This is a genomic window from Microbacterium sp. dk485 (assembly GCF_004570445.1).
In the GTDB taxonomy this organism is placed as follows: Bacteria; Actinomycetota; Actinomycetes; order Actinomycetales; family Microbacteriaceae; genus Microbacterium; species Microbacterium wangchenii.
Genome location: NZ_SPQW01000001.1, coordinates 334,210 through 358,736 on the forward strand (window position 1 = coordinate 334,210; position 24,527 = coordinate 358,736).

Sequence of the window (24,527 nt, forward strand, 5' to 3'; positions counted from 1 at the left end):
TGACCAGTGTTGCGGAAGTTGGCCCTGAACACCAACGATCGTCCGCGACCGCGCCTACAGTTCCGCGTGCAGTTGCCAGATGCGCTCGGCGCCGCTGACCCACGAGAAGGCGCGCGCGCGGTCGCTGGCGTGTACGCGCAGCACTTCGGAGCGTTCCCCGAGGGCGGACGAGATCGCGTCGCCGAAGCCGGCGGGTGACGCGGTGGCGGCCGCGTCCGCGAGCACCTCGCGATGCGCGGGCGAGTCCGCCGCGACGACGGGCGTGCCGGTCGTGATCGCCTCCACGGCCCGCCACGGCCAGTCCGAGCGCTCGGACGGAGCGAGGAACATCGACGCGCTGCCGTGCACCGCAGCCCGGTCGAACGGCTCGAGCGAACCGCGGACATGGACACGCGCTTCGGGGACACCGGCAGCGGCAGCCAGTTCCACGACAGCGGGCTCCTCCCCATCAGGGCAATCCAGGACGACGACGTCCCCGTCCCACCCGGCGCCCACGATTCCGGCGAAAGCGGGCGCAAGCCCATCCGATGCGGCCGCTCCGCCTGCCGTAGCGACGAACGTCCCGGGCAGGTCGAGCGAGCGCAGCCGCCCCGCGACATCCGTGGGGACGCGGAATCCCTCCGGCGCAGCCCCGGCGATGACGCGGATGCGGCCGGCGAGACGGGGAGCGATACCCGCGAGCGCATCGGCCATCGCGTGGGTGGGGACGACGACGGCGTCCGCGTATCTCTCCGCCCTCTTGAGCATCGCCCGGTGCCACATCACCTCGGGCCGCGACAGCGCCTCGGGCGCCTCCCACGCGCGCAGATCCCACAGCGTGACGACCACCTGATGCGTCTCGTTGACGCGGTCGTGCCGCACCAGCGGGGCCAGCAGCGTCGGTGAATGGATCATGCCCTTCCCGACGCCGGGTGCCATCCCCAACTGCCAGGATGCGGCGAGCTCGCGCCGCGGCAGACCGAGGCGCGAGAGATCGACGAGTCCATCCACTGCGGGGTCTTCGCCTCGCGGGATGATGCCGGCCACATCCGCTCCCCGCGGGGCGGTCGCGATGAGCGCGTTCGTGAGCGCGCGCGACGCCTCCGCCAGGTCACGGGAGGTGGGCGAGACGAGCTGGTCGAGGACGACGCGCAGCGTGGCGGTCACGCGCCCGGCTCCGGCGTGGGTGGATGCAGCGTGGTGCGGACGAGCTCCTGGATGTACGCGTAGTTCGGATCGAACTCATCGATGCCGCCGTCAGGCGTGAGCTCGATCGTCGAGACGGGGAGCTCCTTCGCCTTCATGGCCAGATCCACCAGCGTCGGCAGGAGCGGCTGGGGCAGGTCCGTCTCCACGACGGCGGTGCCGGCGGCGGCGACGTCCTGGAACCGGGTCAGGACGTTCTCGGGAGTGAACTGGGCGAGCATCGCCTGCTGCAGCTGCCGCTGGCGCTCCATGCGGTCGAAATCGCTCGTGGTGTAGCGCGAGCGCGCGAACCACTGGGCGGTGTCGCCGTCCATGTGCTGCGGCCCCGGCTCGATCCACCCGATGGCCCAGTCCTCGGCAGGCTGACCGGGATACTGCGGACCGCCGCCTTTGGGCAGGCGCTCCTCGACGGTGATGTCGACGCCACCGAGTGCATCGACGAGAGCGGCGAAGCCGTGCATGTCGATGAAGACGTAGTAGGGGATCTCGATGCCGAGGATGCCTTCGGCGGCGTCCTTGGTCGCCTCGATGCCGGGAGCGGATCCGTTCGCCGCGGCGTCGGGGTAGAGCTCAGTGCCGTCCTGGCACACCTCCACCTCCGTGCGCAGCTGGTTGATACCGCTCCCCCAGCCGCACGTGGAGCTGGCGAAGCCTTCATGCCCGTCCGGGTATTTGTCCTGCATGGGCCCGGGAGCGAAGGGGAAGTTCGGCATGTCGCGGGGGATGCCGGTGATCGTGACGGCGCCGGTGTCGGCGTGAACCGAGACGACCGAGATGCTGTCGAACCGCATCGAGTCGCGCCCCTCGCCGCTGTCGGCGCCGAGGAGGAGGATGTTGTAGTACCCGTCGGAGGGGGGCACCACGGGCCCGGATTGCCCGAAGATGTCGCCCAGCGTGTCGCGCGCTATTCCGGCTGCCTGCGCTCCCCACACCGCACCGCTCCCAGCGCCCACGAGGAGCAGCACCGAAACGGCGGCGATGCCGAAACGGGCGATCCTGCCGGTGCGGACGAGGCGGACCAGGCGCAGGGTGTCGACGGTGAGCACGACCCAGAGCACGACGTAGCCGACGAGGAGCACCTGGACGAGGGTGAGCGGAACCCACCGGAACCACCCGAGCCACTCCGGGAGCCACGCCCCCGACACGATCGAGACCAGGGCGGTGGGCCACAGGAGGGCGAACAGCCCTGCGACGATGAGGCCGATCCACAGTGCGAGCGTCGCGCCGATGCCGAAGCGGCCGAGGCGGCGGCTGCCGGCGAGCACCTGGGCCGACCCGGGCAGGAGGAAATTGAGGACGACGAGCCACCATCCGCGCCGCGTCATCACCTGGGGCGACCCGGCGTCGGGATTGCGCAGCGGTCGGGTCTCCACGACGCTGCGGGCGGCCGGGCGCGTGCGGGGCGCCGTGCCGACGCTCACAGGGAGTCCTTCAGCCGCCGGCTCTTCTCCTCGACCTGCGCCTCCAGCGCCCGCGCGTAGGCGACCAGCCGGTCGCCGAGGGCGAGGTCGGTGCTGCCAAGGATGCGCGCGGCGAGGATGCCCGCGTTCTTGGCGCCGTTGATCGACACGGTGGCGACGGGGATGCCTGCCGGCATCTGCACGATGCTCAGCAGGGAGTCCATGCCGTCGAGCGTCGCGAGCTGCACGGGCACGCCGATGACGGGCAGGGAGGTGACCGAGGCGAGCATGCCGGGCAGGTGTGCCGCTCCGCCGGCTCCCGCGATGATCACGCGCAGTCCGCGGGCGCGCGCGTCGCGGCCGTAGCGCATGAGCTTGTCGGGCGTGCGGTGCGCGGAGACGACCTCCACCTCGTGCGGGACGCCCAGCTCCGTGAGCATCTGCGAGGCGTCGCTCATGACGCGCCAGTCCGAATCGGAGCCCATGACGACGCCGACCACAGGCGTCTCGGAGGAGTGCAGCGGTCGGGTCACTGCACCAGGCTAGGGCGACTGCCTGCGAGATCGCCGCAACGGCGCGGGCGTCAGTCCAGGAAGTGGGCTGCTGCCGCGCGCGCCTCGTAGGCGACGTCGTCGAGATCGTCGCCGGCGACGTTGACGTGCCCGACCTTGCGCCCAGGCCGCGGCGCCTTGCCGTACGTGTGGACCTTGGCCCGCGGATGCTCCGCCATCGCCGGCGCGAACCGCTCGAGAAGTCCGCCCTCCGCCGGCCCGCCGAGGAGGTTGACCATGACCGACCACGGTGCGGTCGACTCTGTCGCGCCCAGCGGCAGGTCGAGGACGGCCCGGAGGTGCTGTTCGAACTGGCTGGTCACCGCCCCGTCCTGGGTCCAGTGGCCGCTGTTGTGGGGGCGCATGGCGAGCTCGTTGACGAGGATGCGCTCATCCGTCGTCTCGAACAGCTCCACCGCCAGCATCCCCGTGACGCCCAGGCCTTCCGCGATGGCGACGCCGAGGTCGGCGGCAGCCTGTCTCAGTCGCGCGCTCGCGCCGGGCGCGGGGGCGAGCACCTCGGCGCACACGCCGCCGCGCTGCACCGTCTCCACGACGGGGTAGACCGCGACCTGCCCGGACGGGCGACGGGCCACCTGCTGGGCGAGCTCGCGGGAGAAGTCCACGAGCTCCTCGACCAGCAGCTCTCCCCCGCGGGCGTCTTCGGCGAGCGTCGTGAACCAGTCCTGCACTTCGTGGGCCGCCGACACGACGCGCACGCCCTTGCCGTCGTAGCCGCCGCGCGGGGTCTTCACCACCGCACGGCCGCCGTGGGCATCGAGGAACCCCTGCAGCTGCGTCTCGTCCGACACCGCGGCCCACTCCGGCTGCGGTGCGCCCAGCTCCTGCATGCGCCGGCGCATGACGAGCTTGTCCTGTGCAACGCCGAGGGGCTCGGGCCCCGGGTGCACGGCGACGCCGGCGTCCACGAGCGCGGCCAGGACGTCCTGCGGCACGTGCTCGTGGTCGAAGGTGATCACGTCGACGTCGTGTGCGAACGCGAGGACGGTGTCGGCGTCGCGGTAATCGCCGGTGGCGGTGGCCGCGAGCTCCGCCGACATGCCCGGCTCTTCGGCGAGGACGCGCGCCTCCACGCCCAGCTCGACCGCGGGCGCGATCATCATCCTCGCGAGCTGGCCGCCTCCGATGATCCCTACTCGCAGCGCCATGGGTCCCCTTCCGTCGCCCCCATTCTCCCGCAGGCCGCGAGCGCCCACGACGGCGAGCGCGGGGCGGTCACATCTGCGCGGTGGGGACGGTCGCCGGCTGAGCGTCGCGGTGGGCGAGGATCTGGTTCACCTCGACCTGATCGACGAGCACTTCGTGGACGAGCTCGACACTCGGCACGTTGCGCAGGCGCATCGGCGCATCCACGCCGTTGGAGAGGATCAGCGTGCCCGCTCCCCAGAGCCGCTGCAGCGGCCCGCGGCGCACCTGGATCGTGTACCCGCGCATGTGCGGCAGCTCCGTGCGCTGCGTGCCGAACAGCCCGGACCGTTCGATGACGCGCCGCGTCGTGATCGTGTAGGTGTGCGCCCACCACGTTGCCCACGGCAGCACGGCGAGGAGGAGGACGGCGGCGGCGGCCGCGGTCAGCAGCATCCAGTCCTCGAACGGCGCTGGGAGATTGCCGTAGAAGTAGCCGACGGCACCGGCGGCGGCGATGACCAGGAGGGCCGACCAGAACAGCCGGCGCGCGTGCGGGCGGAAACGGGCGACGCGCAGCTCGGGCGTGGGCACACCCGGGGCGGGGGTGAGAGGCCGCCCCCCGTACGTCGTCGGAGAGGTCACGCTCCTATTGTGGCGCCGGGCGCCGACATCGCGGCGCTCCCACGCGGATCAGCGCACGTGGACGACGTCTCCGGCCGATACCGGGATCTCCTCGAGCCCTGTCGCGACCACGAGCCGGCCGTCGCCGTCGATGCGCTGGCCGCGCCCCGCGAGCGTGGTCCCGTCCGGCAGCGAGACCCGCACGTCGCTGCCGAGGGTCGCGCACAGCGCCTCCACTTCGCCGAGGACGCCGGATGCGGCGGCGTCGCCGTGGGAGGACAGCAGCGCCTGCACGTGCTCGTCGAGGGCGCGCAGGTAGTCGGCGAGCAGCCGGTCGTCGTCGCATTCCAGTCCCAGCGAGGCGAAGGAGACCGCGGTGGCGACGGGGAGATCGGCGCGGGTCATCCGCGTGTTGACGCCGGCGCCCACCACGATGGCGTCGGTGTCGCCGGGGACGACCTCGGCGAGGATGCCGCAGATCTTGCCGCCGTCAACGAGCACGTCGTTCGGCCACTTCAGCGCCGCGGTGTTGCCGGTGCCGGCCAGTTGCGCCGCCACGGCCCGCGTCATGGCAGCACCCGCGGCCAGCGGGATCCACCCGCGTGCGTGCGCGGGGAGCCCCGGGACGCGCACGAGCACCGACAGGGCGAGCGCCGTCCCGGGGGCGGCGGTCCAGGCGCGATCGAGGCGGCCGCGTCCGGCGCGCTGGTCGTGGGTGACGAGCATCGACAGGTGCGGCCAGCCGGCGGGGTCCTCCTCGGCGGCGGCGAGCACATCGGCGTTGGTGGAGTCGGTGGTCTCCACGACCTGGACACGCGGGCTGACGGCGGCGGCGAGCGGGTAGCCCTCTTCGGGGATCGGCATGGCCCCACCCTAGGCCGGGGCCTGGCTCGTCGTCCGGCCTTGACAGCGGCGGCGCCCATCCTCCGAAATCAGGAGATTCTCCGGAATCAGGACGAAAAGGCCGCGCGGCATCCTGATCTCGGCGTTCCTCCTGATCCGGGCACGGCGGCGCGGGGCGGCGCCGCCGTGCGAGGTCTCAGCGGTTGCGGAGGTCGTTGACCACAGTCCAGAGCTGCCGGTTCCCGTAACGGACCTTGTACCAGTTGCGATCCGCGTCGAGGACTTCGATCGGCACGCCCGCAGGCACGACGACTGTCATCGCCCCCGCTGGGGACGTGCGCAGCGCCGTCGCACGCACCGTCACCATCTGCTCGACGGGATACCACGCGGCTGTTCCGAAGGACCCGTTGAAGAATTCGTAGACGGTACGCGAGATCGCCCTCAGCGCCGCCTGTGGCGGTGCCTGATCGCCGACGATCGAGATGACATAGGTCGACTTGGTTCCCCAGACGACTCCACTGTCGCCCTGCAGCAGACCGGAGTCGATCCACAGCGCGCCGGGTTTGGTGGCCTGGCGGACGCCCGGGGGGATGCCCGACGCGATCCGGGAGCGCCAGATCTGTGCCGACATCAGGGTGAGGAGGTGATCCGCGTACGGGCGGGAGATCATCTTCGCGCCGTGGAGCCGGTCGAGCAGGAGCACCAGGTCGTTCGTCGTGGTCCGGTTGCCCGCATAGAGCACACTGGTGCCGTAGGGCACGCTCCCGTAGGTCGTCTGACCCCATCCCGAAGCGCGGATGAACGCGTTCAGGTTTCCGATGCCGATCCAGTGGACGATGTCGGAATGGCATCCGTTGTCCGAGGCGTGGATCATCACGTAGACGCACGTGGAGAGATCCAGACCTGACGGGAGCATCGTCCCCCAGGACGCTTCCCCGCGCTCGATCTTGTGCAGCACCGCCCATGCCGCATACAGCTTCATCATGCTGGCCGGTTCGCGGAGCACCCCACCATTCACATCTGTCACGACCCCGAGCCCGTCCATCTGACGAACCGACACGGAGAAAGAACCGGCATACTGTGCCGCCGTGGCCCGGATGGCGGCATTGAGGTTCCGCTGCCGAAGATCCTTCTCTGCCGAGCAGCTCCGGTTCACCAGGACCGCCGGACCGAGCCATGCCGGTCCGCCCACCGCCGTGACCCCGACTCCACGGGCGCTGATGTCGGCGGCGACACCGTCGGGCGTGCACGGTTCGGTCGCGTAGTAGAGGGGCTGCGCGCTGGCAGCGGCCAGGGCAGCCGCGACGGCCAAGTCGGCGTCGGTGAAGGAGTTGACGACGATCGCCCGCTGGGCCGGTGCGGTGCGCTGACCGGCCATGAGGATGGACTGCGCATAACGGTTCGGGGCCACGAGCCGTGAGACCGTGAACCCCGCCGCACGCAGCGACTCCTCGTGCTGCGCGCTGACGGTACCGAGGCCGCCGACGATGACAGTCCTGCTCGCCCCGATCGAGCGGAGTGCCGTCACCGTCGGTTCGTCCACGGCGTGCGTTCCTCGCACGAGGAGCACCCCGCGGGCGTTCGATGCGGCGGTGACCGATGCCAAGGCGGAGTCGACGTTGGACAGCCCGCCGGCGAGGTACACAGTGTCGATCGTGTCCGCACCGCTGGTCAACGCGATGCGCGAGCTCTCGTACCGGTCGCCGCCGCCGTACCTGCGCACGTCAGGGGCGGACCGCTGCAACTGCGTGAGGACCTCATCGGCCACCACACCCGGTCCCCCCACCACGACGATCTGCTCCGGGCCGAGACGTTGGATCTCGGCGCCGATGGACGGCGGTATCGAGCTCGCGCGCACGTACAGCAGGGGAGCCTGCAGGCGCGCCGCCAGGCCCGCGGCCACGATCGCGTCGGCCGGCGCGTTGCCCGACGTGATGAGGATCGTCGCCGCTCCGCTCGGGAAGGCGTTGCGGGATGCCGCCACGCTCGTGTCGAAGCGATCGTGCCCCGACACCCGCGAGGCGTTGGGAACGGCCGCCTCATCCTGCGGCACGACGGCCCTCGGAGCGCTGCGCGGCTCCGGCTCCACGGGCGTGGGGCGGTCGTCGGGGACCTCGTCGGTGGGCGGCGTCACCCGGTCGGGCGCCAGCGGATTCTGGCTCGGAGTCGGCGAAGGAGTCGCGGGCTGCGCGCGGTCTTCGACGTCCGCGGGCGCAGGGGGCTCGGGAGACGGCGGCGGCGCGGGCTCCTCCCCGGTGGCTGACGGGGACGGGGACGGCGGCGACACGGTGGTCTCGGGCGTCGGTGCCGCCACGGCGCCGGACGACGTCGTCAACGACGACGCGAGGACGCACACCACTGCCAGCACGAGCGCCGAAGCTCGTGCGACGTGGGACCTGCGGAGGGGGGATCTGTGAGTCACCGTGGCAGGACGATACTGCGATCGCGATCCGCGCGCGGGACCGCCACGCGCCGATTATGAAGAACGGCGCCCGATCCGGCGCCCGATGGATTGGAGCGCACAGCGGATGCGGTGATGCCTTGTGCGCACCCTCCAACGCCGCGGAGCACCCCGCCGATAGGGTGGAACGCGTGACCGAGCAGCCCGATCTCTCCACCACCGCCGGCAAGATCGCCGACCTGCGCAGCAGGTATCAGGCCGCGGTGGTCGATCCCGAGGAGGCCGCGCGTGCGAAGCAGCACGCGAAGGGCAAGCTCACGGCGCGCGAGCGCATCGAACTGCTCGTGGACCCGGGATCCTTCGTCGAACTGGACGAGTACGTCCGCCACCGCACGACGGCGTTCGGGATGGACCGCGCGCGCCCGTACGGCGACTCTGTCGTCACCGGCACCGGCACCATCCACGGCCGCACCGTCGCGGTGTACGCGCAGGACTTCTCCACCTTCGGCGGATCGCTCGGCGAGGTCGCCGGCGACAAGATCATCAAGGTCATGGAGTTCGCCCTGCGCGGCGGCATCCCGATCATCGGCATCCTCGATTCCGGTGGCGCCCGCATCCAGGAGGGCGTGGTCGCCCTCGGCAAGTACGGCGAGATCTTCCGCCTGAACACCGCCGCCTCCGGGGTCATCCCGCAGATCTCGATCATCATGGGTCCCGCCGCCGGCGGTGCGGTCTACTCCCCCGCCCTCACCGACTTCGTGATCATGGTGGACAAGACCAGCCAGATGTTCGTCACCGGCCCCGACGTGATCAAGACCGTCACCGGCGAGGACGTCGGCATGGAGGAGCTCGGCGGCGCGTACACGCACAACACCCGCTCGGGCGTGGCGCACTACCTCGCCGAGGACGAGGACGACGCGCTGGATTACGCCCGCACGCTGCTGGGGTTCCTGCCCGACAACAACCTCGACGAGATCCCCGTCTACGAGACGGCGTTCGAGTTCGAAACGACGGATGCGGATCGCTTCCTCAACACCGTCATCCCCGACTCCCCCAACCAGCCCTACGACATCCACAGCGTCATCTCCCACGTCGTGGACGACGGCGACTTCCTCGAGGTCCAGCCGCTGTTCGCGCCGAACATCGTGATCGGGTTCGGGCGCATCGAGGGCCGCACGGTCGGCATCATCGCCAACCAGCCGTCGCAGATGGCCGGCACGCTCAACATCGACGCGGGCGAGAAGGCCAGCCGGTTCGTGCGCTTCTGCGATGCCTTCTCCATCCCCATCGTCACGCTGGTCGACGTGCCGGGCTACCTCCCCGGCACCGACCAGGAGTGGACGGGCGTCATCCGCCGCGGCGCGAAGCTCCTGTACGCCTACGCCGAGGCAACGGTGCCCCTGGTCACGGTGATCCTCCGCAAGGCCTACGGCGGCGCCTACATCGTGATGGGCTCCAAGCAGCTCGGCGCCGACATCAATCTCGCATGGCCGACCGCGGAGATCGCCGTCATGGGCGGTCAGGGGGCGGTCAACATCCTCTACCGCGGTGAGATCAAGCGCGCCGAGGAGTCCGGCGAAGACGTCGCGGCCGTCCGCGCGCGCCTGGCCAGCGAATACACCTACAGCGTCGCCTCCCCGTTCCTCGCCGCCGAACGCGGCGAACTGGACGGCATCATCGAGCCGGCCCAGACACGCGTGGCCATCGCGAAGGCGCTGCGGGCGCTGCGCGGCAAGCGGGCGAGCCTGCCCGCCAAGAAGCACGGGAACATCCCGCTGTGACCCCCGATCCCGCCGACGCCCCCGTGTCGCTCGACGTGCGCCGGGGAAACCCGACCGAGGACGAGCTCGCCGCCCTGCTCGCCGTCGTGAGCGAGGCGTACACGGAGGAGTCGGCCCAGGCCACGGCCCCCGCATCCCGGGCGCGGTCGCGGTGGCGGCTCTCCGCCAGGGCAGCGCGTGCGACCCTGTCCCGCGAGGCCGGATGGGGCGGATTCTCCGGCTGAGGTGTCCCCCGAAGGTCCCGGCGTGTCCCCCGAAGGTCCCGCGGCCTGTCCCCCGAAATGCCTACAGACGGGGGGCTTGCGCCCGTCGCATACTGAATGAGCTGGAACGCATCACGCGTTCGGTCGGAACCGCTCTTCAGCCGGTTTCGATCTCGCGGGCGGTTTTCGGGTAACCGCTCGCCAGGGCGAGGGGCGGGCGGCTTCGCCGCCCCTCGCCTCCCCCCGACTCACCGATCCGGAACCTCCCCCGGCCGGATCGGTGAGTCGGGTGGGCCAGCCCCGTCCGCGCCCCCGAGAGTGCATCACCTCGGCGAGAGTGCACCGGATCCGGTGCACTTTCGGCGAGACGATGCACTTTCGCCGTGCGGCAGATACGGCGCGCGCACTCTGCCGGCGGCTCAGTGGGTGCGGGAGATCTCGTGCCAGAGTTCGACGCTGTCTTCGTCCGACAGGCGGTCGCCCTCACCTGAGCGGCCCACGATGGTCACGGCGACCTCCTCGTGCGGCGATGTGCGGATGATCAGCCGCGTCGACGACGCCGAGCGCAGGATCTCAGCCAGCTCGGCCCTGATGGCCGCCAGCTCCGGCTCGGCGAGGTCTTCCAGGCCGCCCTCGTCGAGCATCGTCACGGCGATGCCGCGGCGGCGGGCGGCCTCCAGCTGCTCGCGCACGACGTCGTCGAGCAGGCGCGGACCGCGCAGCTCGTCGCGCAGGCGCCCCTCGGCCAGGCGCGCCTCCAGGCGCTCGGCGGGCCGCAGGTTGCCGCCGGTCTCGATCGTGCGCCCGAGGATCGGCCCCGCCGTCTGCAGGGCGCGCTGCACCTGCACGCGTCGCTCGCGCTGCCGCCCCGACTGCGAGGCCTGCCATGCGGATGCCGTCTGCTGCAGCTCCGCCAGACGCACCGTGTCGCGCGCGGCGTTGTCCAGCGCGAACATCAGCAGCTGGGCCGCGGCGACCCAGACGATGGAGCCGACGAGCCCGAGAGCGAGGGCGGAGAGGGGCCCGATCCACAGGGAGATCGACACCCCGGCGAGGATGAGGCCCGCCCACGCGAAGAACGGCCGGCGGCGCACCATGATGATGGTCATGAGCGCCCCGATGCCACCGATCACCCACGTCGCGAACGGCTGCGTGCGCGAGCCGGGGGCCACGGCGAAGAGGATCGCGTTGGGGACGAGCACGGCCACGGCCAGCGCCAGCGCGCACGCCCACAGGGGCAGCCCGCCCTTGCGGGTGGACGGGGTGGCTGCCGGTGCCGCCGAGCTCGAGCCCACGCCCCAGAACACCGTCAGCCACGTCACGACCAGGTACAGCGGCAGCGCGAGGTAGATGACCACCGGATGGTCGACCTCGCCCGTGCCCCACCAGAACCCCCGCGCGGCCAGGTAGGCGGTGAAGGCCACGGCCAGGACGGAAACGATCGTGCGAACGCTCACCAGCGGTCCCCGCTGTCCCACTCGAGGGTGATGGTCGTCCCGTTCGAGCCGGACTCGATCTCGGTGCGTCCGCCCACGGCCGTCACGCGCGCGAGGATCGAGCCGCGGATGCCGAGGCGATCCTCCGGAATCTGGTCGACGTCGAATCCGTCGCCGGCATCGCGCACGCGCACGACGACGCCGCCGGGTTCGGCGCGTCCGCGCAGCTGCACGGCCAGGCCCTGCGCGTTGGCGTGCTGGACGGCGTTGGCCACGGCCTGCAGCGCCGCCAGGACGAGAGCGCGCGCCACCCGCCCGGGGACGCGGGGCGCCTCGGGATCGATCGATCGGGCCACCTGCAGCTGCACGCCCATCTCCCGCGCACCGCTTTCCAGGTCGTCGGCCAGCCGGTCGGCGTCGACCGGCTCGTCGCTGCCCTCCCAGGGGTTTTTCTCGGCATTGGCGAGTCGGGTGAGCGCCTCCCGCGCCATGCTGACGGCAAGGGTCCGCTCGCGGGGCGTCGTAGCCCGCTCGGCGGCGAGGAGCGCCCCCAGGACGCTGTCGTGCATGAGGGCCGCCACGGCCACCCGCTCCCCTTCGGTCGCCGCCGCCGCCGCAGCCGCGGCGTAGCTGGCCACCGCGCGCGCCCGCGTCTCGTCGACGTTGGCCGCCACGGAGCGGTAGGTCCACCCCAGCACCACCACGACGCTGCCGAGGATCAGCGCGAACGAGACGTCCAGGCCCACCGGCAGGAAGAACCGCTCGTCGAAGCCCGCCTGCACCAGACGCACGAAGCCGAACAGCAGCGGCGTGAGCACGGTCCAGACGATCTGCAGCGCGAGGGGGAAGGCGACGATCGTGGCGACGGTGGCGACGTTGATGAGGTAGAAGATCCACGGTTCCTCGGTGGGAACCGGCCGCGCGCCCCCGGCGGTCGCGAACGGCCACACCGCGAGGGCGATGACGTAGATGATCGCGAACAGTCCGCTGAACAGGCGCGGGAACCGCCCTGCCACACACGCGATGACCATGGCCGTCAGCGGCACGAAGACGGCGAGCACCATGGGCAGATGCCAGCCGGGGCGCTCGTCGCCGGGGCCGAACGAGGCGAAGACGGCCTGCGCCCCCAGGATCAGGGAGCCCGGGCCGACCAGCAGCGTGATGACGCGTTCGATGCGCGCGCGGGTGAACGAACCGAGGTTCTCGGTGGCCTCCCGCGAGTTCGGCAGGCGCCCCCAGGCCGCTTCCAGCACCGACCTGCCGGCCTCAACCATCGAGTTCGCCCTCGGGGCGCTGCAGGATGCCGTCCTCCATCGCGCGGCGCAGCAGGTCGATCTTCGTGGGGGCCGGGCGGCCGACCTCGACGTACTTCACGCGCACGCGGGTGATGTTCTCCTTGGCGGTGGAATAGGCCACGCCGAGCCGGTCGGCCACGGCTTTCAGCGGCAGGCCCGCGGCGTACAGGCGCAGGACCTCGCGTTCGCGCGCTGACAGCTGCGCGTCGGCGAACTCCCGGTCCGCTTCCACGGCGCTGGCCCACTCGACGTTGTTGAGCAGCTCGCCCTGCGCGACGGTGCGGATGGCCCCGAGCACCTCGTGAATGGGGGAGGCCTTGCTGACGATGCCCGCAGCTCCCGCCGACAGCGCCTCGCGCACGGCCGCGGGCCGGTCGGCGACGCTGTGGATGATGACGCTGGAGCCGTCGGCGAACAGGCGGGTGACGTTCTCGGACACCGTGGTGCCATCGCCGAGCGTAAGGTCCAGCACCACGACGTCGGCCGGTGCCTGCGCGCGCGTGGACTCGCGGCGCCACACCAAGTACTCGGTCACGGTGCTGCCGGAGAAGGCGACCACCATGCTCTCTTCGCGGGCGATCGCGGCTTCGAGCCCGAGCCGCACCGACTCGTGATCATCGATCAGGGCGACTCGCGTCATAGTCGTCATGGTATCGGTGTCACGGGGTCAGCACCGCGACCGCCTCGACGTGGTGCGAATGCGGGAAGAGATCGACCGCGCGAACGGGGCGGGGCGCGCGGTATCCGGCGTCGCGGAAGATCCCCAGATCCCGTGCCAGGGCGACCGGATCGCACGCGACGTACACGACCGCAGCCGGCGCGAGGGCGAGGATCCCCTCGACCACGTCGCGTCCGGCTCCCGCCCGCGGTGGGTCGAGCAGGACGACTCCGCGCGAGAGCCGCTCGCGCTCCACCGGCGAGGATTCCGCCGCCAGCTGCCGCACGAAGCGGTCGACGCGGGCGGTCACCGCGCGCGCGCCGACCCACTCGGCAAGGTTCTCGCCGGCGTGCTCGGTGGCGCGCGGATCGGATTCGACCGACGTCACCCGTGTGCCCGGCCCGCCCAGGTCGCCGAGCGTCGCGGCGAATAGGCCGACGCCGCCGTACAGGTCCAGGTGCGCGGCGTCGGGGTCCACCGCCGCCACGGCCCGCAGCTCCTCGGCGACGATCGTGGTGAGGCTGTGCGCGGCGAGGCGGTGCACCTGCCAGAATCCGCCGGCGTCCACGCGGAACTCCCGCCCGCCGGCCTGCTCGAGGATCACCTCCGCCGGTGGGGGCGCTTCCCCGTCGGGGCGCGGGAGGATCCGCGCGCGGCCATCCGCGGGCTGGACAAGGTCGACGCGTCCTGGTCGCTGGCCGCGCAGCCCGGCCGCGGCCCGCGCAACGGCGGGCGTGGCCAGCGGCAGGTCGTCGACCTCGATCACACGGTGGCTGCGCGCGGCGAACGGGCCGATGCGGCCGTCCTCGTCCACGTGCAGGCTCACGCGCGTGCGCCACTGCGTGGCATCCGGGCTCTCCTGCGCGAGCACGGCACCGGATGCGTCGACGATCGGCACCGCCTCCTGCATCGTGACCGGCACATCCACCTTGCCGATGCGCTCCAGCGCGTCGCGGAACACCTTCAGCTTCAGTTCGCGCTGGTGCGGCAGGTCGATATGCCCGAAGTCGGCCCCACCGGGGCGCTGCTCCGGCGGCGTGGTCACGTCGGCCGCGGCCCACACGTGCGGCCTGCGGTGGGGCGAGGACGTCAGCACCTCGACCGTCTCGGCGCGCCAGAAGGACTTCTTGCGCGTGTCGCTCAGGCGTGCGCGGACGCGCTCGCCCGGGATCGCGTCCGCGACGAAGACGACACGACCCTCCAGGCGTGCCACGAACACGCCGCCGTGGGCGACATCGGTGATCTCCAGCTCGACGAGGTCTCCGGTTTCCATCCCGCCAGCCTTTCACGCGACAGCTACCGTGTGAGCATGCACGTGTGCCTGGCCTCCACCTCCCCCGCCCGCCTCCAGCTTCTGCGGCAGGCCGGGATCGAGCCGCGGACGCTCGCGCCCGACGTGGACGAGGATGCGGTGATCGCCGACACCGAGCGGACCGAAGGGCGGCGTCTGCCCCCGGCCGAGCACGTGCTGCTGCTCGCCCGGCGCAAGGCGGCCGACGTGGCCGCACGGCTGGCCGCGACCGAACCGGACTTCGCCGGTTTCGTCGTCGGGGGCGACTCGATGTTCGAGCTCGACGGCGAGATCCTGGGGAAGCCGTACACCGCGGATGCGGCGGCCGTACGGTGGCAGGCGATGCGGGGCCGCACGGGCGTGCTGCACTCCGGGCACAGCGTCATCCGTCTGTCCCCCGACACGCCGGCGGCGGAGGCGCACGCGGCGGCCGAGGCCGCCGTGAGCTTCCGCGCCGACGTCACCGACGACGAGATCGCGGCGTATGTGGCCACCGGCGAGCCCCTGCACGTCGCGGGCGCCTTCACCGTCGACAGCCTCGGCGGGGCGTTCATCGAGCGGGTCGAGGGCGACCCTTCGACGGTCGTCGGGATGTCGCTGTCCACGGTGCGCGGGCTCATCCGCGACCTCGGCGGGGAGTGGACCGCGCTGTGGAACCGTGCGACCCCTTCGTAGACTCCCCCACACGTTCTTCGCCGTTTCTTGTGCAGGTGGCGCAAAAGCGCACCGCGGGCCGTGAGTAGGCTGACACCCATGCCGGAAATCGCCAAGGTGCTGGTCGCGAACCGCGGCGAGATCGCAGTCCGAGTCATCCGCGCCGCCCGCGACTCCGGTCGCGCCAGTGTGGCGGTGTACGCCGACCAGGATCGCGACGCCCTCCACGCCCGCCTCGCCGACGAGGCGTATGCCCTCTCCGGAGCCACGAGCGCCGAGACCTATCTGTCGATCGAGAAAATCCTCTCGATCGCGCGGCGCTCCGGCGCCGACGCCGTGCACCCCGGCTACGGGTTCCTCGCCGAGAACGCCGGCTTCGCCCGCGCCGTCATCGCGGCGGGGCTGACCTGGATCGGCCCGTCGCCGGAGGCCATCGAGGCGCTCGGCGACAAGGTCACCGCGCGCCATGTCGCCGAGAAGGTCGGTGCTCCGCTCGCCCCCGGCACGCCCGGTCCCGTCGCCGGCGCCGACGAGGTCGTCGCCTTCGCCGAGCGGGTCGGACTCCCCATCGCCATCAAGGCCGCCTTCGGCGGCGGCGGACGCGGCCTGAAGGTCGCCCGCACGCTGGAAGAAGTGCCCGAGCAGTTCGAGTCGGCCACCCGCGAGGCTGTCACCGCCTTCGGGCGCGGCGAGTGCTTCGTGGAGAAGTACCTCGACCGCCCGCGGCACGTGGAGACCCAGTGCCTCGCGGATGCGGCGGGCAACGTCGTGGTCGTCTCCACGCGCGACTGCTCGTTGCAGCGCCGGCACCAGAAGCTCGTCGAGGAGGCCCCCGCGCCGTTCCTCACCGCGGAGCAGAACGAGATCCTCTACACCGCGTCCAAGGCGATCCTGCGCGAAGTGGGCTACGTCGGCGCCGGCACGTGCGAATTCCTCATCGGCGCCGACGGCACGATCTCCTTCCTCGAGGTGAACACGCGGCTGCAGGTCGAGCACCCCGTGTCGGAGGAGGTCACCGGCATCGATCTCGTGCGCGAGCAGTTCCGCCTCGCCGAGGGCGCGGAACTGGGCTACGGCGACCCCCAGCCGGTCGGCCACTCGATCGAGTTCCGCATCAACGGCGAAGACCCCGGGCGCGGCTTCCTCCCCCAGGCCGGCCCCATCCACGTCTTCAAGACGTTCGGCGGACCCGGCATCCGACTGGATTCCGGGGTGACCGCCGGTGACACCGTGTCGGGGTCGTTCGACTCCCTGCTGGCGAAGATCATCGTCACCGGCCGCGACCGCGCGCAGGCGCTGGAACGGGCGCGCCGGGCGCTGGACGAGTTCGAAGTCGCCGGGCTCCCCACCGTGCTCCCCTTCCACCGCCGTGTCGTGCGCGACCCCGCCTTCACCGCCGAGGACGGCCGGTTCGGCGTGTTCACGCGCTGGATCGAGACCGAGTTCGACAACGACATCCCGCCGTGGGACGGCGAGCCCGAGCCCGTCACGGCCCCGCCGGCGCGTCATACGGTCGTCGTGGAGGTCGGGGGCAAGCGCCTCGAGGTGAACCTCCCCGAGCGCATCGCGACCGCCCCGCACGCGCCGGGCCGCCCCGCGGCGGTGCCGCCGTCACGACGTTCGCACGCCGCATCCGCCGTGACGGGAGCCACCGGCGACGCGGTGAAGGCGCCGATGCAGGCCACGATCGTCAAGGTCGCCGTCGAAGAGGGCCAGTCCGTCGTGCAGGGCGACCTGGTGGTGGTGCTGGAGGCGATGAAGATGGAGCAGCCCATCCAGGCGCACAAGGACGGCATCGTCGGCCTGATCGACGCCGCTCCCGGCACGACGGTGGCCGCCGGTCACCTCCTGCTGACGATCGCCTGACGTTCGCCTGACATCCGCCTCGCGGCGCCCGCGACCGCGGATGCGGCGGCTCAGACCTCCTCGGCGTCCTGACGGTCGACGATGTGCATCGCCCGCGTGGCGTCGGTGATGCTCCCCGACAGCGACGGGTAGACCGCGAACACGCGGGAGACCTGGTCGACCGTGAGGCGCCGCTCGACGGCGATGGCCAGCGGATAGATCAGCTCGGACGCGCGCGGGGCGACGATGACGCCGCCGATGACCGTTCCGCTGCCCTGACGTGCGATGACCTTGACGAATCCGTCGGTGATGCGCTGCATCTTCGCGCGCGGGTTGGCCGAGAGCGGCAGCTTGCGCACGACGCCGTTGATGCGGCCGTCGGCGATGTCCTGCTCGGTCCACCCGACGGTGGCGATCTCGGGGGCGGTGAAGATGTTCGCCGCGATCCGGCGGTGCTCCAGCGGGATCACGACATCGCCCAGCGCGTGGAAGACGGCCGTGCGCCCCTGCATCGAGGCCACCGATGCCAGCGGCACGAAAGTCGTGCAGTCGCCGGCGGCGTAGATGTTGGGCACCGACGTGCGGGCGACACGGTTGACCTGGATGTGCCCCGAATCGGTCAGCTGCACGCCGGCCTCCTCCAGGCCGATGCCGGCGGTGTTGGGCACGGCGCCCACGGCCAGGAGGCAGTGGCTGCCTTCCACGGTGCGGCCGTCCGAGAGGGTGACCACGACGCCGTCGCCGGTGTTCACGACGCTCTGCGCACGCGACTTGGACAGCACCGTCATCCCCCCGCGGCGGAAGACGTTCTCCAGCACCGCCGCGGCATCCGGGTCCTCCCCCGGCAGCACCTGGTCGCGACTGGAGATCAGCGTCACCTGCGAGCCGAGGTTCATGTACGCCGACGCGAACTCCGCTCCCGTGACACCCGATCCCACGACGATGAGGTGCTTGGGGAGCGCCCGCATGTCGTACAGCTGCGTCCACGTCAGGATACGTTTTCCGTCCGGCCGCGCGGAGGGCAGCTCGCGCGGCGACGCGCCCACCGACACCACCAGCGTGTCGGCCTCGACGCGGTCGAAGTCGGTGCCGCCGGCCTCGTTGGAGACGATCACCGCCGAATCGCCGTCCAGGCGCCCGTGCCCGGAGATGACACGCACGCCGGCCTCCACGAGCGCCGCCCGCATGTCCTCGGACTGCTGGCGTGCCAGGGAGAGCACGCGCCGGTTGACGGCGGCCATGTTCACCGCCACCTGCGGCGTCAGCGGCCGTCCGTCGCCGTCCTTGGCGAACACCTGCACGCCCAGATCGCTCGCTCCCGCGATGGCGACGGCGGCGTCCGCGGTCGCGATGAGGGTCTTGGAAGGCACGACGTCGGTGATGACGGCGGCACCGCCGATCCCCTGCCGTTCGACGACGGTGACCTCCGCGCCGAGCTGCGCGGCTGCCAGCGCCGCCTCGTAGCCGCCGGGTCCGCCACCGAGGATGGCGACGCTCTGGGTGCGCTCGAAGCTGAGGGACATGGCATCCATTCTGTCTGGTCTGCGGCCCCGTCCCGTCCGTGTGGCACAGCGGTGCGCTCGTTCCTAGAGTGGGGGGATGCCACACACAGCGGGGAACCCCCTCGACGACCCCACCGCCGATCCGTTCGAGATCGCCGCACGCGCCGCCGCCGACATCGCCCGCCACACCGGTGTCGAGCGCCACGACATCGCCGTGACGCTCGGAAGCGGATGGGGCCGGGCCGCCGATCTGCTCGGCGAGACCGTCGCCACCGTCCCCGCCGACGAGGTCACCGGCTTCAGCAGGCCCGCCCTCGCGGGCCACGTCGGCACGCTGCGCAGCGTCCGCACGCCCGCGGGCCGCTCCGTGCTCGTGATCGGCGCCCGCACGCACTTCTACGAGGGCCACGGGGTCCGCCGCGTCGTGCACAGCGTGCGCACGGCGGCGGCCACCGGCGCCGGCACCATGGTGCTCACCAACGGCGCCGGCGGCATCCGCGAGACGTGGCGCCCCGGCCAGCCCGTGCTCATCAGCGACCACATCAACCTCACGGCGGCCTCGCCGCTGGAGGGCGCCACCTTCATCGACCTCACCGACCTGTACTCGCCGCGCCTGCGCGAACTCGCCCGGACGATCGATCCCACCCTCGACGAGGGGGTGTACTGCCAGTTCCGCGGGCCGCACTACGAAACGCCCGCCGAGGTGCAGATGGCCAAGACCATCGGCGGTCACATCGTGGGCATGTCCACGGCGCTGGAGGCCATCGCCGCGCGCGAGGCCGGCATGGAGATCCTCGGCATGTCGCTCGTGACGAACCTCGCCGCCGGCATCCAGACCACGCCTCTCAGCCACGAAGAGGTGCTCGAGGCGGGCCGGGAGGCCGAGCCGGTGATCTCCTCCCTGCTCGCCCGCATCATCGAGGCGCTGTGAACGGCGTCCCGCAGGAGCCGCTCGCCGCCGCACGGGCGTGGCTCGCTCAGGATCCCGACCCACAGACGCGCGCCGAGCTGAGCGACCTGCTCACCCGCGCGGAGGCGGAGGACGCCGCTGCCGCCTCGGAGCTGGTGGACCGGTTCTCGCACCGGCTGGCGTTCGGGACGGCGGGGCTTCGCGGAGCCCTCGGGGCAGGCCCCACCCGCATGAACCGGGTGCTCGTGGCGCAGGCCGCCGCGGGTCTGGCCGCCTACGTCCGCGAGCGGTCGGCGCCCGGCGAGACGCCCGTCGTGGTGGTCGGCTACGACGGCCGCCGCAACTCCGACGTGTTCGCCCGCGACTCCGCCGAGATCTTCGCCGGTGCGGGCCTGCACGCCGTGCTGCTGCCGCGGATGCTGCCGACCCCGGTGCTCGCCTTCGCCGTGCGCCACCTCGGCGCCGCCGCCGGCGTCATGGTGACCGCCAGCCACAACCCCCCGCAGGACAACGGGTACAAGGTGTACCTCGGCGGCGCCGACGACGGCGCGCAGATCGTCTCCCCCGCCGACGCCGAGATCGCCGCGCACATCCAGGCCGTCGCCGATCGCGGTGACATCGGTGCGATCCCGCGCTCGGTGGGGTACGCCAACGCGGCCGAGGAGGTCGTCGACGCTTACGTCGCCGCCACCGCCGCCGTCGCGCCGGCACCCCCTGGGGCGGCCGGGCTGAACTGGGTGTACACGGCCATGCACGGCGTGGGGTGGGAGACCCTGCGGGCCATCCTCGCGGCAGCGGGCTACCCCGAGCCGACCGTCGTGGCCGAGCAGATCGAGCCCGATGGAGCGTTCCCCACCGTGGCCTTCCCCAACCCCGAGGAGCCGGGTGCGATGGACCTGGCGTTCCAGACGGCACGGGCGGCGGGAGCCGAGCTCGTCCTGGCCAACGATCCCGACGCCGACCGGATGGCCGTCGCCATTCCCGACGCCTCCGCCGAGGGCGGCTGGCGCCGGCTGAGCGGCAACGAGGTGGGGCTGCTGCTCGGGCGCCGCGCCGCGCGGGCCGCGGCGGGCACCGCGGGCGCCTCGCTGGCGTGCTCGCTGGTGTCCTCCCCCGGACTGCAGGCCATCGCCGAGCGCTACGGGCTGGATTTCCACGCGACGCTGACCGGTTTCAAGTGGATCTCCCGCGCGCCCGGCATGGTCTACGGCTTCGAGGAGGCCCTCGGCTACCTCGTCAACCCCGGGACGGTGCGCGACAAGGACGGGATCTCCGCCGTCGTGGCCCTGCTCGACCTCGCCGCCCGGGCGCGCGCAGAGGGCTCCGACCTGCAGGGGCAGCTGGACGACCTGCGCGAGGAGTTCGGCGCGTTCGCGAGCGACCAGATCTCCATCCGGGTCTCGGACGTATCGGAGATCACCGGCATGATGGCGTCACTGCGCGCCGACCCGCCCGCGCACGTGGGCGACAGCACCGTCGCACGCATCGACGACCTGCTCACCGGCGTCGACGGGCTGCCCCCGGGCGACGTGCTGCGCATGTGGCTCGACGACGGCGCGCGCCTGATCGTCCGCCCCAGTGGCACCGAGCCCAAGCTCAAGATGTACCTCGACGTGCACGGGTCGTCCGAGGAGGAGGCCGGTGCACGACTGACCGCCCTCGCCGACGGCGCGCGGGCGCTGCTGGAGGAGCGCCGGCAGCGGCCGCCGTCGTAGGATCTGCGGCATGGATCTGGCCGACCCGGTGGTGCTGGAGAACGCGCACGTGCGGCTGGAGCCGCTGACCCCTGCCCACGCCGACGACCTCGCCGCCGCCGCGCGGGGCCTCGAGCACGCGTGGTACACCACGATCCCCGCACCGGATGCGGTCGCCGACGACATCGCGCGGCGCCTGCGGTGGCGGGACGAGGGCGTCATGAACCCGTGGGCGGTGGTGCACGAGGGCGTCGCCGTGGGCGAGACCACCTTCTGCAACATCGACCAGGCCAACCGGCACGTCGAGATCGGCCACACGTGGCTGGGCCTGCCGGTCCAGCGCACGGCCGTGAACACGGCCGCCAAGCTCCTGCTGCTGACGCACGCCTTCCAGGCGTGCGATGCGATCGCCGTGGAGTTCCGCACGCACTGGCACAACCGGCAGTCCCGCGCCGCGATCGAGCGACTCGGCGCGAAGCAGGACGGTGTCCTGCGCAACCACCGCGTGGGCGCGGACGGGATCCTGCGCGACACGGTGGTGTACTCCATCCTCCCCGGGGAGTGGCCCGCCGTGCGCCGCGGGCTCCAGGCGCGCCTGGATCGGGGCGACGCGTCGGCCTGACGCGCGCAGCGGGGCCCCGGCTCAGCCGTCGATCACGGCGACGAGCTCGTCGAGGAACGCCGTGAAATCCGTCGCGCGCCGCACGATGCGCTGCACGCTGTCGCGCTCGGAGAACACCTCGACGAACTGCTCGAAGACCGTCTGGAACGCCTCGCGATCCGCCTCGGAGAAGGCCACGAACGCGACCACCTGCACGCGCCCCTCCCCCCACGGGATCGAGGGGTCGGCGATGCCGATCGCGATCTGCGTGCGGGATGCGGTCATGCCGATGGCGTGCGGGACGGCGAGGGCATCCGTGAACGCCGTCGACGACAGCCGCTCGCGCTCGATGGCGCGCTGGACGTAGTCGTCGTCGATGACGCCCTGCCGCACGAGCATGCCCCCGAGCTGACGGATGACCCCGGCCTCTCCCCCGTCCGGCTCCAGGCCCCGCACGAAAGCGGAGGAGTCGAAGTAGCGCTCCAGCTCGCCGCGGAGCCGCCGCAGACGCCGGCCGCGACGGATGCGCGCGGCGGCGGCCTGCACGCGGTCGATGTCGGAGTCGGTGAGGAACGGCTGGATCCGCACGATGCGCTCCCCCGGTTCCGGCGGGTCGATCGTGGTGAGGATCAGGTCGGTGTCGATCGCCGACCAGTCCGGATCCACGCGCGTCTCGACCCCGACGACCTCGATCGCCTGACCCAGGGAGCGGTCGACGCTCGAGCGCAGCAGCTCGTGCAGCTCGTAGTACCCCGGGCACACGATGGTGGCCGTCAGGAGCGATTCCTCGCGCCGGCTGCGCTCCAGGCGACCGCCCACGTGCATCGCGATGTAGGCGATCTCGTCGTCGACGATGGGGATGCCCAGGCTCTCGTGGAGCTGGCTGGCGATGAACACGGCCACTTCGAAGATCATCGGATAAGTCGATTTCAGCGACCGCGTCAGCGGATTGCGCGACCACGCCTGCGCGCGGGAGCGGTGCAGGAGGTTCTGCACGTGCAGGGCCAGGCGCAGGATGAACCCCTCGTGCGCGATGTCGACGAGGAATTCGGATGCCGCGCGCTCGACCACCGTGCGCACCGCGCTCTCCACGCGCGGATCCAGCCGCGTGCGCGCGTCATCCGCGGCAGGTGCCCCGGGGGCCACGACGCGCGTGAGGACGAGCGTCGCCAGATGCTGCTGGTCCCCGGCGCCCAGACGCACGCCCAGGTGCCTCTGGGCGAGCCGGTCCAGGAGCTCGGCGACCTGCTCGTGCGCGGGAGGCATCTCCCCCGCCGTGCCGTCCATGGCGCGATCGCGGGCGATGCGGTCGGCGGCGATGGCGATGTGCATCACGACGTCGCCGATGCCGTACTCGTTGACGTAGTAGCCCAGTGCCGTCAGCTCCGCGGCCAGGTCGGCCTTGAACGGCCCGAAGGCCTCCGCCCCCACCGACCCTTCGCCCAGCGTCCGGCGCAGCGCCTCCAGATCGAAGGAGCCGGCATCCATCTCGTCGTGCGCCAGTCGGCTGAGCAGGCGTCGCTGGGCCATCTCCGTTCCCCGCAGCCGCGCGATCGACGCCGAGCGCTCCAGCGTCAGTTCGGTCCCGCCCAGCAGCCCCCGCACGCGGGCGAGGTCGGCCTCCAGCGTTGCCGGGCTCACGTGCAGCGCGTCGGCGGTCTCGAACACGTCGATCCCCTCGGCACGGCCCAGCAGCGCGCGCACGAGCGTGTGCAGCCGGTCGCGCGGAGTCCCCGCATCCGCGGCGGGCCCCGCACGCAGAGCCGCCGCCGCATCCGGCCCGGCCCGGTAGCCGAGAGGACCGGACTCCACCGCCGTCCCCCCGCCGGCGCGCGCGTTCAGCGCCGTGACGTACGACCGGATGCTGCGGGGGGTGACCCCCAGCAGATCGGCGAGCGCGGCGGCCGTCGCCCACCGTCCGTCGCGCAGAAGCAGGCTCAGAAGCCGGTCCTGACGGGCTCGCGTCATGGCGTCGCCGTCCTCGCTGCCGTCACGATCGTCCTCCACGGCCGGGTACGGGGCCGTCACCAGTCAATCATGGCGCCGCACGCGCCGAGCAGGGTCGGAGGCCCCGGCTCGATCCGTCGTTCCGGGGGGTGGGAAAGGGACCTGGTTGTCCGGCCCGCGCCGACGAAGAACAATGGCCGGGGAGGAGGCTGGTCGATGAGGATCCTGGTGATCTGCGGAGCGGGTGCGTCGAGCACGTTCGTGGCTCAGCGCGTGCGCCGCGCCGCCCACGAGCAGGGTCTGCCGTACTCGGCGGTCGCCGGGACCACCGGTTCGCTCGCGATCGACCTGGACTCCGCCGACATCATCCTGGTGGGCCCGCACCTGGCTGCCGAACGCGAGCGGATCGAACGCAGCGCCGCCGCCCTCGACGTCGCCGTGGCAGTCCTCCCCGACGACGTCTTCAGCGACCTCACGGGAGAGCGCACCCTCGACCTCGTGCGCGCGACCCTCGCCGACCGACCCGACCCCCTCTCCACCACGGAAACGAACGCGTAAGC

21 protein-coding genes are annotated in these 24,527 nt (G+C 72.0%); 8 read left to right on the plus strand and 13 right to left on the minus strand.

From position 1 onward, the window contains the following. Positions 1-54 precede the first annotated feature (54 nt). The 7 genes from E4V99_RS01595 to E4V99_RS01625 form a co-directional block, all read right to left on the minus strand. Positions 55-1,146 (minus strand): glycosyltransferase, encoded by a 1,092-nt coding sequence (locus E4V99_RS01595; protein WP_135116207.1) that lies wholly within the window; start codon positions 1,144-1,146, stop codon positions 55-57. After that, positions 1,143-2,606, minus strand: coding sequence for an LCP family protein (locus tag E4V99_RS01600; RefSeq protein ID WP_240742819.1), 1,464 nt, complete (start codon positions 2,604-2,606; stop codon positions 1,143-1,145). Before E4V99_RS01600 ends, E4V99_RS01595 begins: the two co-directional genes overlap by 4 nt. Continuing rightward, on the minus strand, positions 2,603-3,070 hold the full coding sequence (purE, locus tag E4V99_RS01605; RefSeq protein ID WP_135117194.1) for a 5-(carboxyamino)imidazole ribonucleotide mutase: 468 nt from the start codon (positions 3,068-3,070) through the stop codon (positions 2,603-2,605). Before purE ends, E4V99_RS01600 begins: the two co-directional genes overlap by 4 nt. A 98-nt stretch (positions 3,071-3,168) precedes the next feature. Continuing rightward, the gene (locus tag E4V99_RS01610) at positions 3,169-4,305 is read right to left on the minus strand and encodes a 5-(carboxyamino)imidazole ribonucleotide synthase (RefSeq protein WP_135116209.1); all 1,137 of its coding nucleotides are present in this window, start codon (positions 4,303-4,305) and stop codon (positions 3,169-3,171) included. 67 nt (positions 4,306-4,372) lie between these two features. Further along, the gene (locus tag E4V99_RS01615; protein ID WP_135116211.1) at positions 4,373-4,927 is read right to left on the minus strand and encodes a PH domain-containing protein; all 555 of its coding nucleotides are present in this window, start codon (positions 4,925-4,927) and stop codon (positions 4,373-4,375) included. A gap of 48 nt (positions 4,928-4,975) precedes the next feature. After that, the gene (locus E4V99_RS01620; protein WP_135116213.1) at positions 4,976-5,770 is read right to left on the minus strand and encodes a biotin--[acetyl-CoA-carboxylase] ligase; all 795 of its coding nucleotides are present in this window, start codon (positions 5,768-5,770) and stop codon (positions 4,976-4,978) included. A gap of 175 nt (positions 5,771-5,945) precedes the next feature. Next, the gene (locus E4V99_RS01625; RefSeq protein ID WP_135116215.1) at positions 5,946-8,171 is read right to left on the minus strand and encodes a serine hydrolase; all 2,226 of its coding nucleotides are present in this window, start codon (positions 8,169-8,171) and stop codon (positions 5,946-5,948) included. Between the two features lie 170 nt (positions 8,172-8,341). On the opposite strand from E4V99_RS01625, the gene E4V99_RS01630 reads away from it, so the two are divergent. Both E4V99_RS01630 and E4V99_RS01635 read left to right on the plus strand, forming a co-directional pair. Continuing rightward, on the plus strand, positions 8,342-9,931 hold the full coding sequence (locus E4V99_RS01630; RefSeq protein ID WP_187270392.1) for an acyl-CoA carboxylase subunit beta: 1,590 nt from the start codon (positions 8,342-8,344) through the stop codon (positions 9,929-9,931). Beyond that, positions 9,928-10,155 (plus strand): acyl-CoA carboxylase subunit epsilon, encoded by a 228-nt coding sequence (locus E4V99_RS01635; protein ID WP_135116217.1) that lies wholly within the window; start codon positions 9,928-9,930, stop codon positions 10,153-10,155. Before E4V99_RS01630 ends, E4V99_RS01635 begins: the two co-directional genes overlap by 4 nt. Before the next feature lie 398 nt (positions 10,156-10,553). On the opposite strand, the gene E4V99_RS01640 is transcribed toward E4V99_RS01635, so the two are convergent. From E4V99_RS01640 to E4V99_RS01655, 4 genes are read right to left on the minus strand one after another with little or no spacing between them, the layout of a single operon-like run. Beyond that, a complete protein-coding gene (locus E4V99_RS01640) occupies positions 10,554-11,591 on the minus strand; it encodes a hypothetical protein (protein WP_348630726.1) in 1,038 nt (345 codons plus the stop codon). Continuing rightward, positions 11,588-12,844 carry an ATP-binding protein gene (locus tag E4V99_RS01645; protein ID WP_135116219.1) on the minus strand — a complete coding sequence of 419 codons (1,257 nt, stop codon included), beginning with the start codon at positions 12,842-12,844 and terminating at the stop codon, positions 11,588-11,590. Before E4V99_RS01645 ends, E4V99_RS01640 begins: the two co-directional genes overlap by 4 nt. Beyond that, on the minus strand, positions 12,837-13,505 hold the full coding sequence (locus tag E4V99_RS01650; RefSeq protein WP_135116221.1) for a response regulator transcription factor: 669 nt from the start codon (positions 13,503-13,505) through the stop codon (positions 12,837-12,839). The genes E4V99_RS01645 and E4V99_RS01650 overlap by 8 nt, the downstream gene beginning before the upstream one ends. 19 nt (positions 13,506-13,524) lie before the next feature. Then, the gene (locus E4V99_RS01655) at positions 13,525-14,796 is read right to left on the minus strand and encodes a TRAM domain-containing protein (RefSeq protein WP_135116223.1); all 1,272 of its coding nucleotides are present in this window, start codon (positions 14,794-14,796) and stop codon (positions 13,525-13,527) included. Between the two features lie 36 nt (positions 14,797-14,832). Between E4V99_RS01655 and E4V99_RS01660 the strand changes: the two genes are divergently transcribed. Together E4V99_RS01660 and E4V99_RS01665 are read left to right on the plus strand one after the other, a co-directional pair. Continuing rightward, the gene (locus E4V99_RS01660) at positions 14,833-15,489 is read left to right on the plus strand and encodes a Maf family protein (RefSeq protein ID WP_135116226.1); all 657 of its coding nucleotides are present in this window, start codon (positions 14,833-14,835) and stop codon (positions 15,487-15,489) included. 78 nt (positions 15,490-15,567) lie between these two features. Then, a complete protein-coding gene (locus E4V99_RS01665) occupies positions 15,568-17,334 on the plus strand; it encodes a biotin carboxylase N-terminal domain-containing protein (RefSeq protein WP_135116228.1) in 1,767 nt (588 codons plus the stop codon). A gap of 50 nt (positions 17,335-17,384) precedes the next feature. Here E4V99_RS01665 and E4V99_RS01670 read toward each other — a convergent pair whose 3' ends face one another. Continuing rightward, positions 17,385-18,845 (minus strand): NAD(P)H-quinone dehydrogenase, encoded by a 1,461-nt coding sequence (locus E4V99_RS01670; RefSeq protein WP_135116230.1) that lies wholly within the window; start codon positions 18,843-18,845, stop codon positions 17,385-17,387. Between the two features lie 67 nt (positions 18,846-18,912). On the opposite strand from E4V99_RS01670, the gene E4V99_RS01675 reads away from it, so the two are divergent. The 3 genes from E4V99_RS01675 to E4V99_RS01685 are packed head-to-tail and all read left to right on the plus strand — an operon-like array spanning position 18,913 to position 22,041. Continuing rightward, positions 18,913-19,746, plus strand: coding sequence for a purine-nucleoside phosphorylase (locus E4V99_RS01675; RefSeq protein ID WP_135064200.1), 834 nt, complete (start codon positions 18,913-18,915; stop codon positions 19,744-19,746). Beyond that, entirely contained in the window at positions 19,743-21,440 is a 1,698-nt protein-coding gene (locus E4V99_RS01680; protein WP_135116232.1) for a phospho-sugar mutase, read from the plus strand. Before E4V99_RS01675 ends, E4V99_RS01680 begins: the two co-directional genes overlap by 4 nt. A 10-nt stretch (positions 21,441-21,450) precedes the next feature. Then, the gene (locus E4V99_RS01685; protein ID WP_135064196.1) at positions 21,451-22,041 is read left to right on the plus strand and encodes a GNAT family protein; all 591 of its coding nucleotides are present in this window, start codon (positions 21,451-21,453) and stop codon (positions 22,039-22,041) included. A gap of 21 nt (positions 22,042-22,062) precedes the next feature. On the opposite strand, the gene E4V99_RS01690 is transcribed toward E4V99_RS01685, so the two are convergent. Next, entirely contained in the window at positions 22,063-23,988 is a 1,926-nt protein-coding gene (locus tag E4V99_RS01690) for a PTS sugar transporter subunit IIA (RefSeq protein ID WP_135117196.1), read from the minus strand. 195 nt (positions 23,989-24,183) lie between these two features. Between E4V99_RS01690 and E4V99_RS01695 the strand changes: the two genes are divergently transcribed. Next, entirely contained in the window at positions 24,184-24,525 is a 342-nt protein-coding gene (locus E4V99_RS01695; protein WP_135116234.1) for a PTS sugar transporter, read from the plus strand. Positions 24,526-24,527 lie beyond the last annotated feature (2 nt).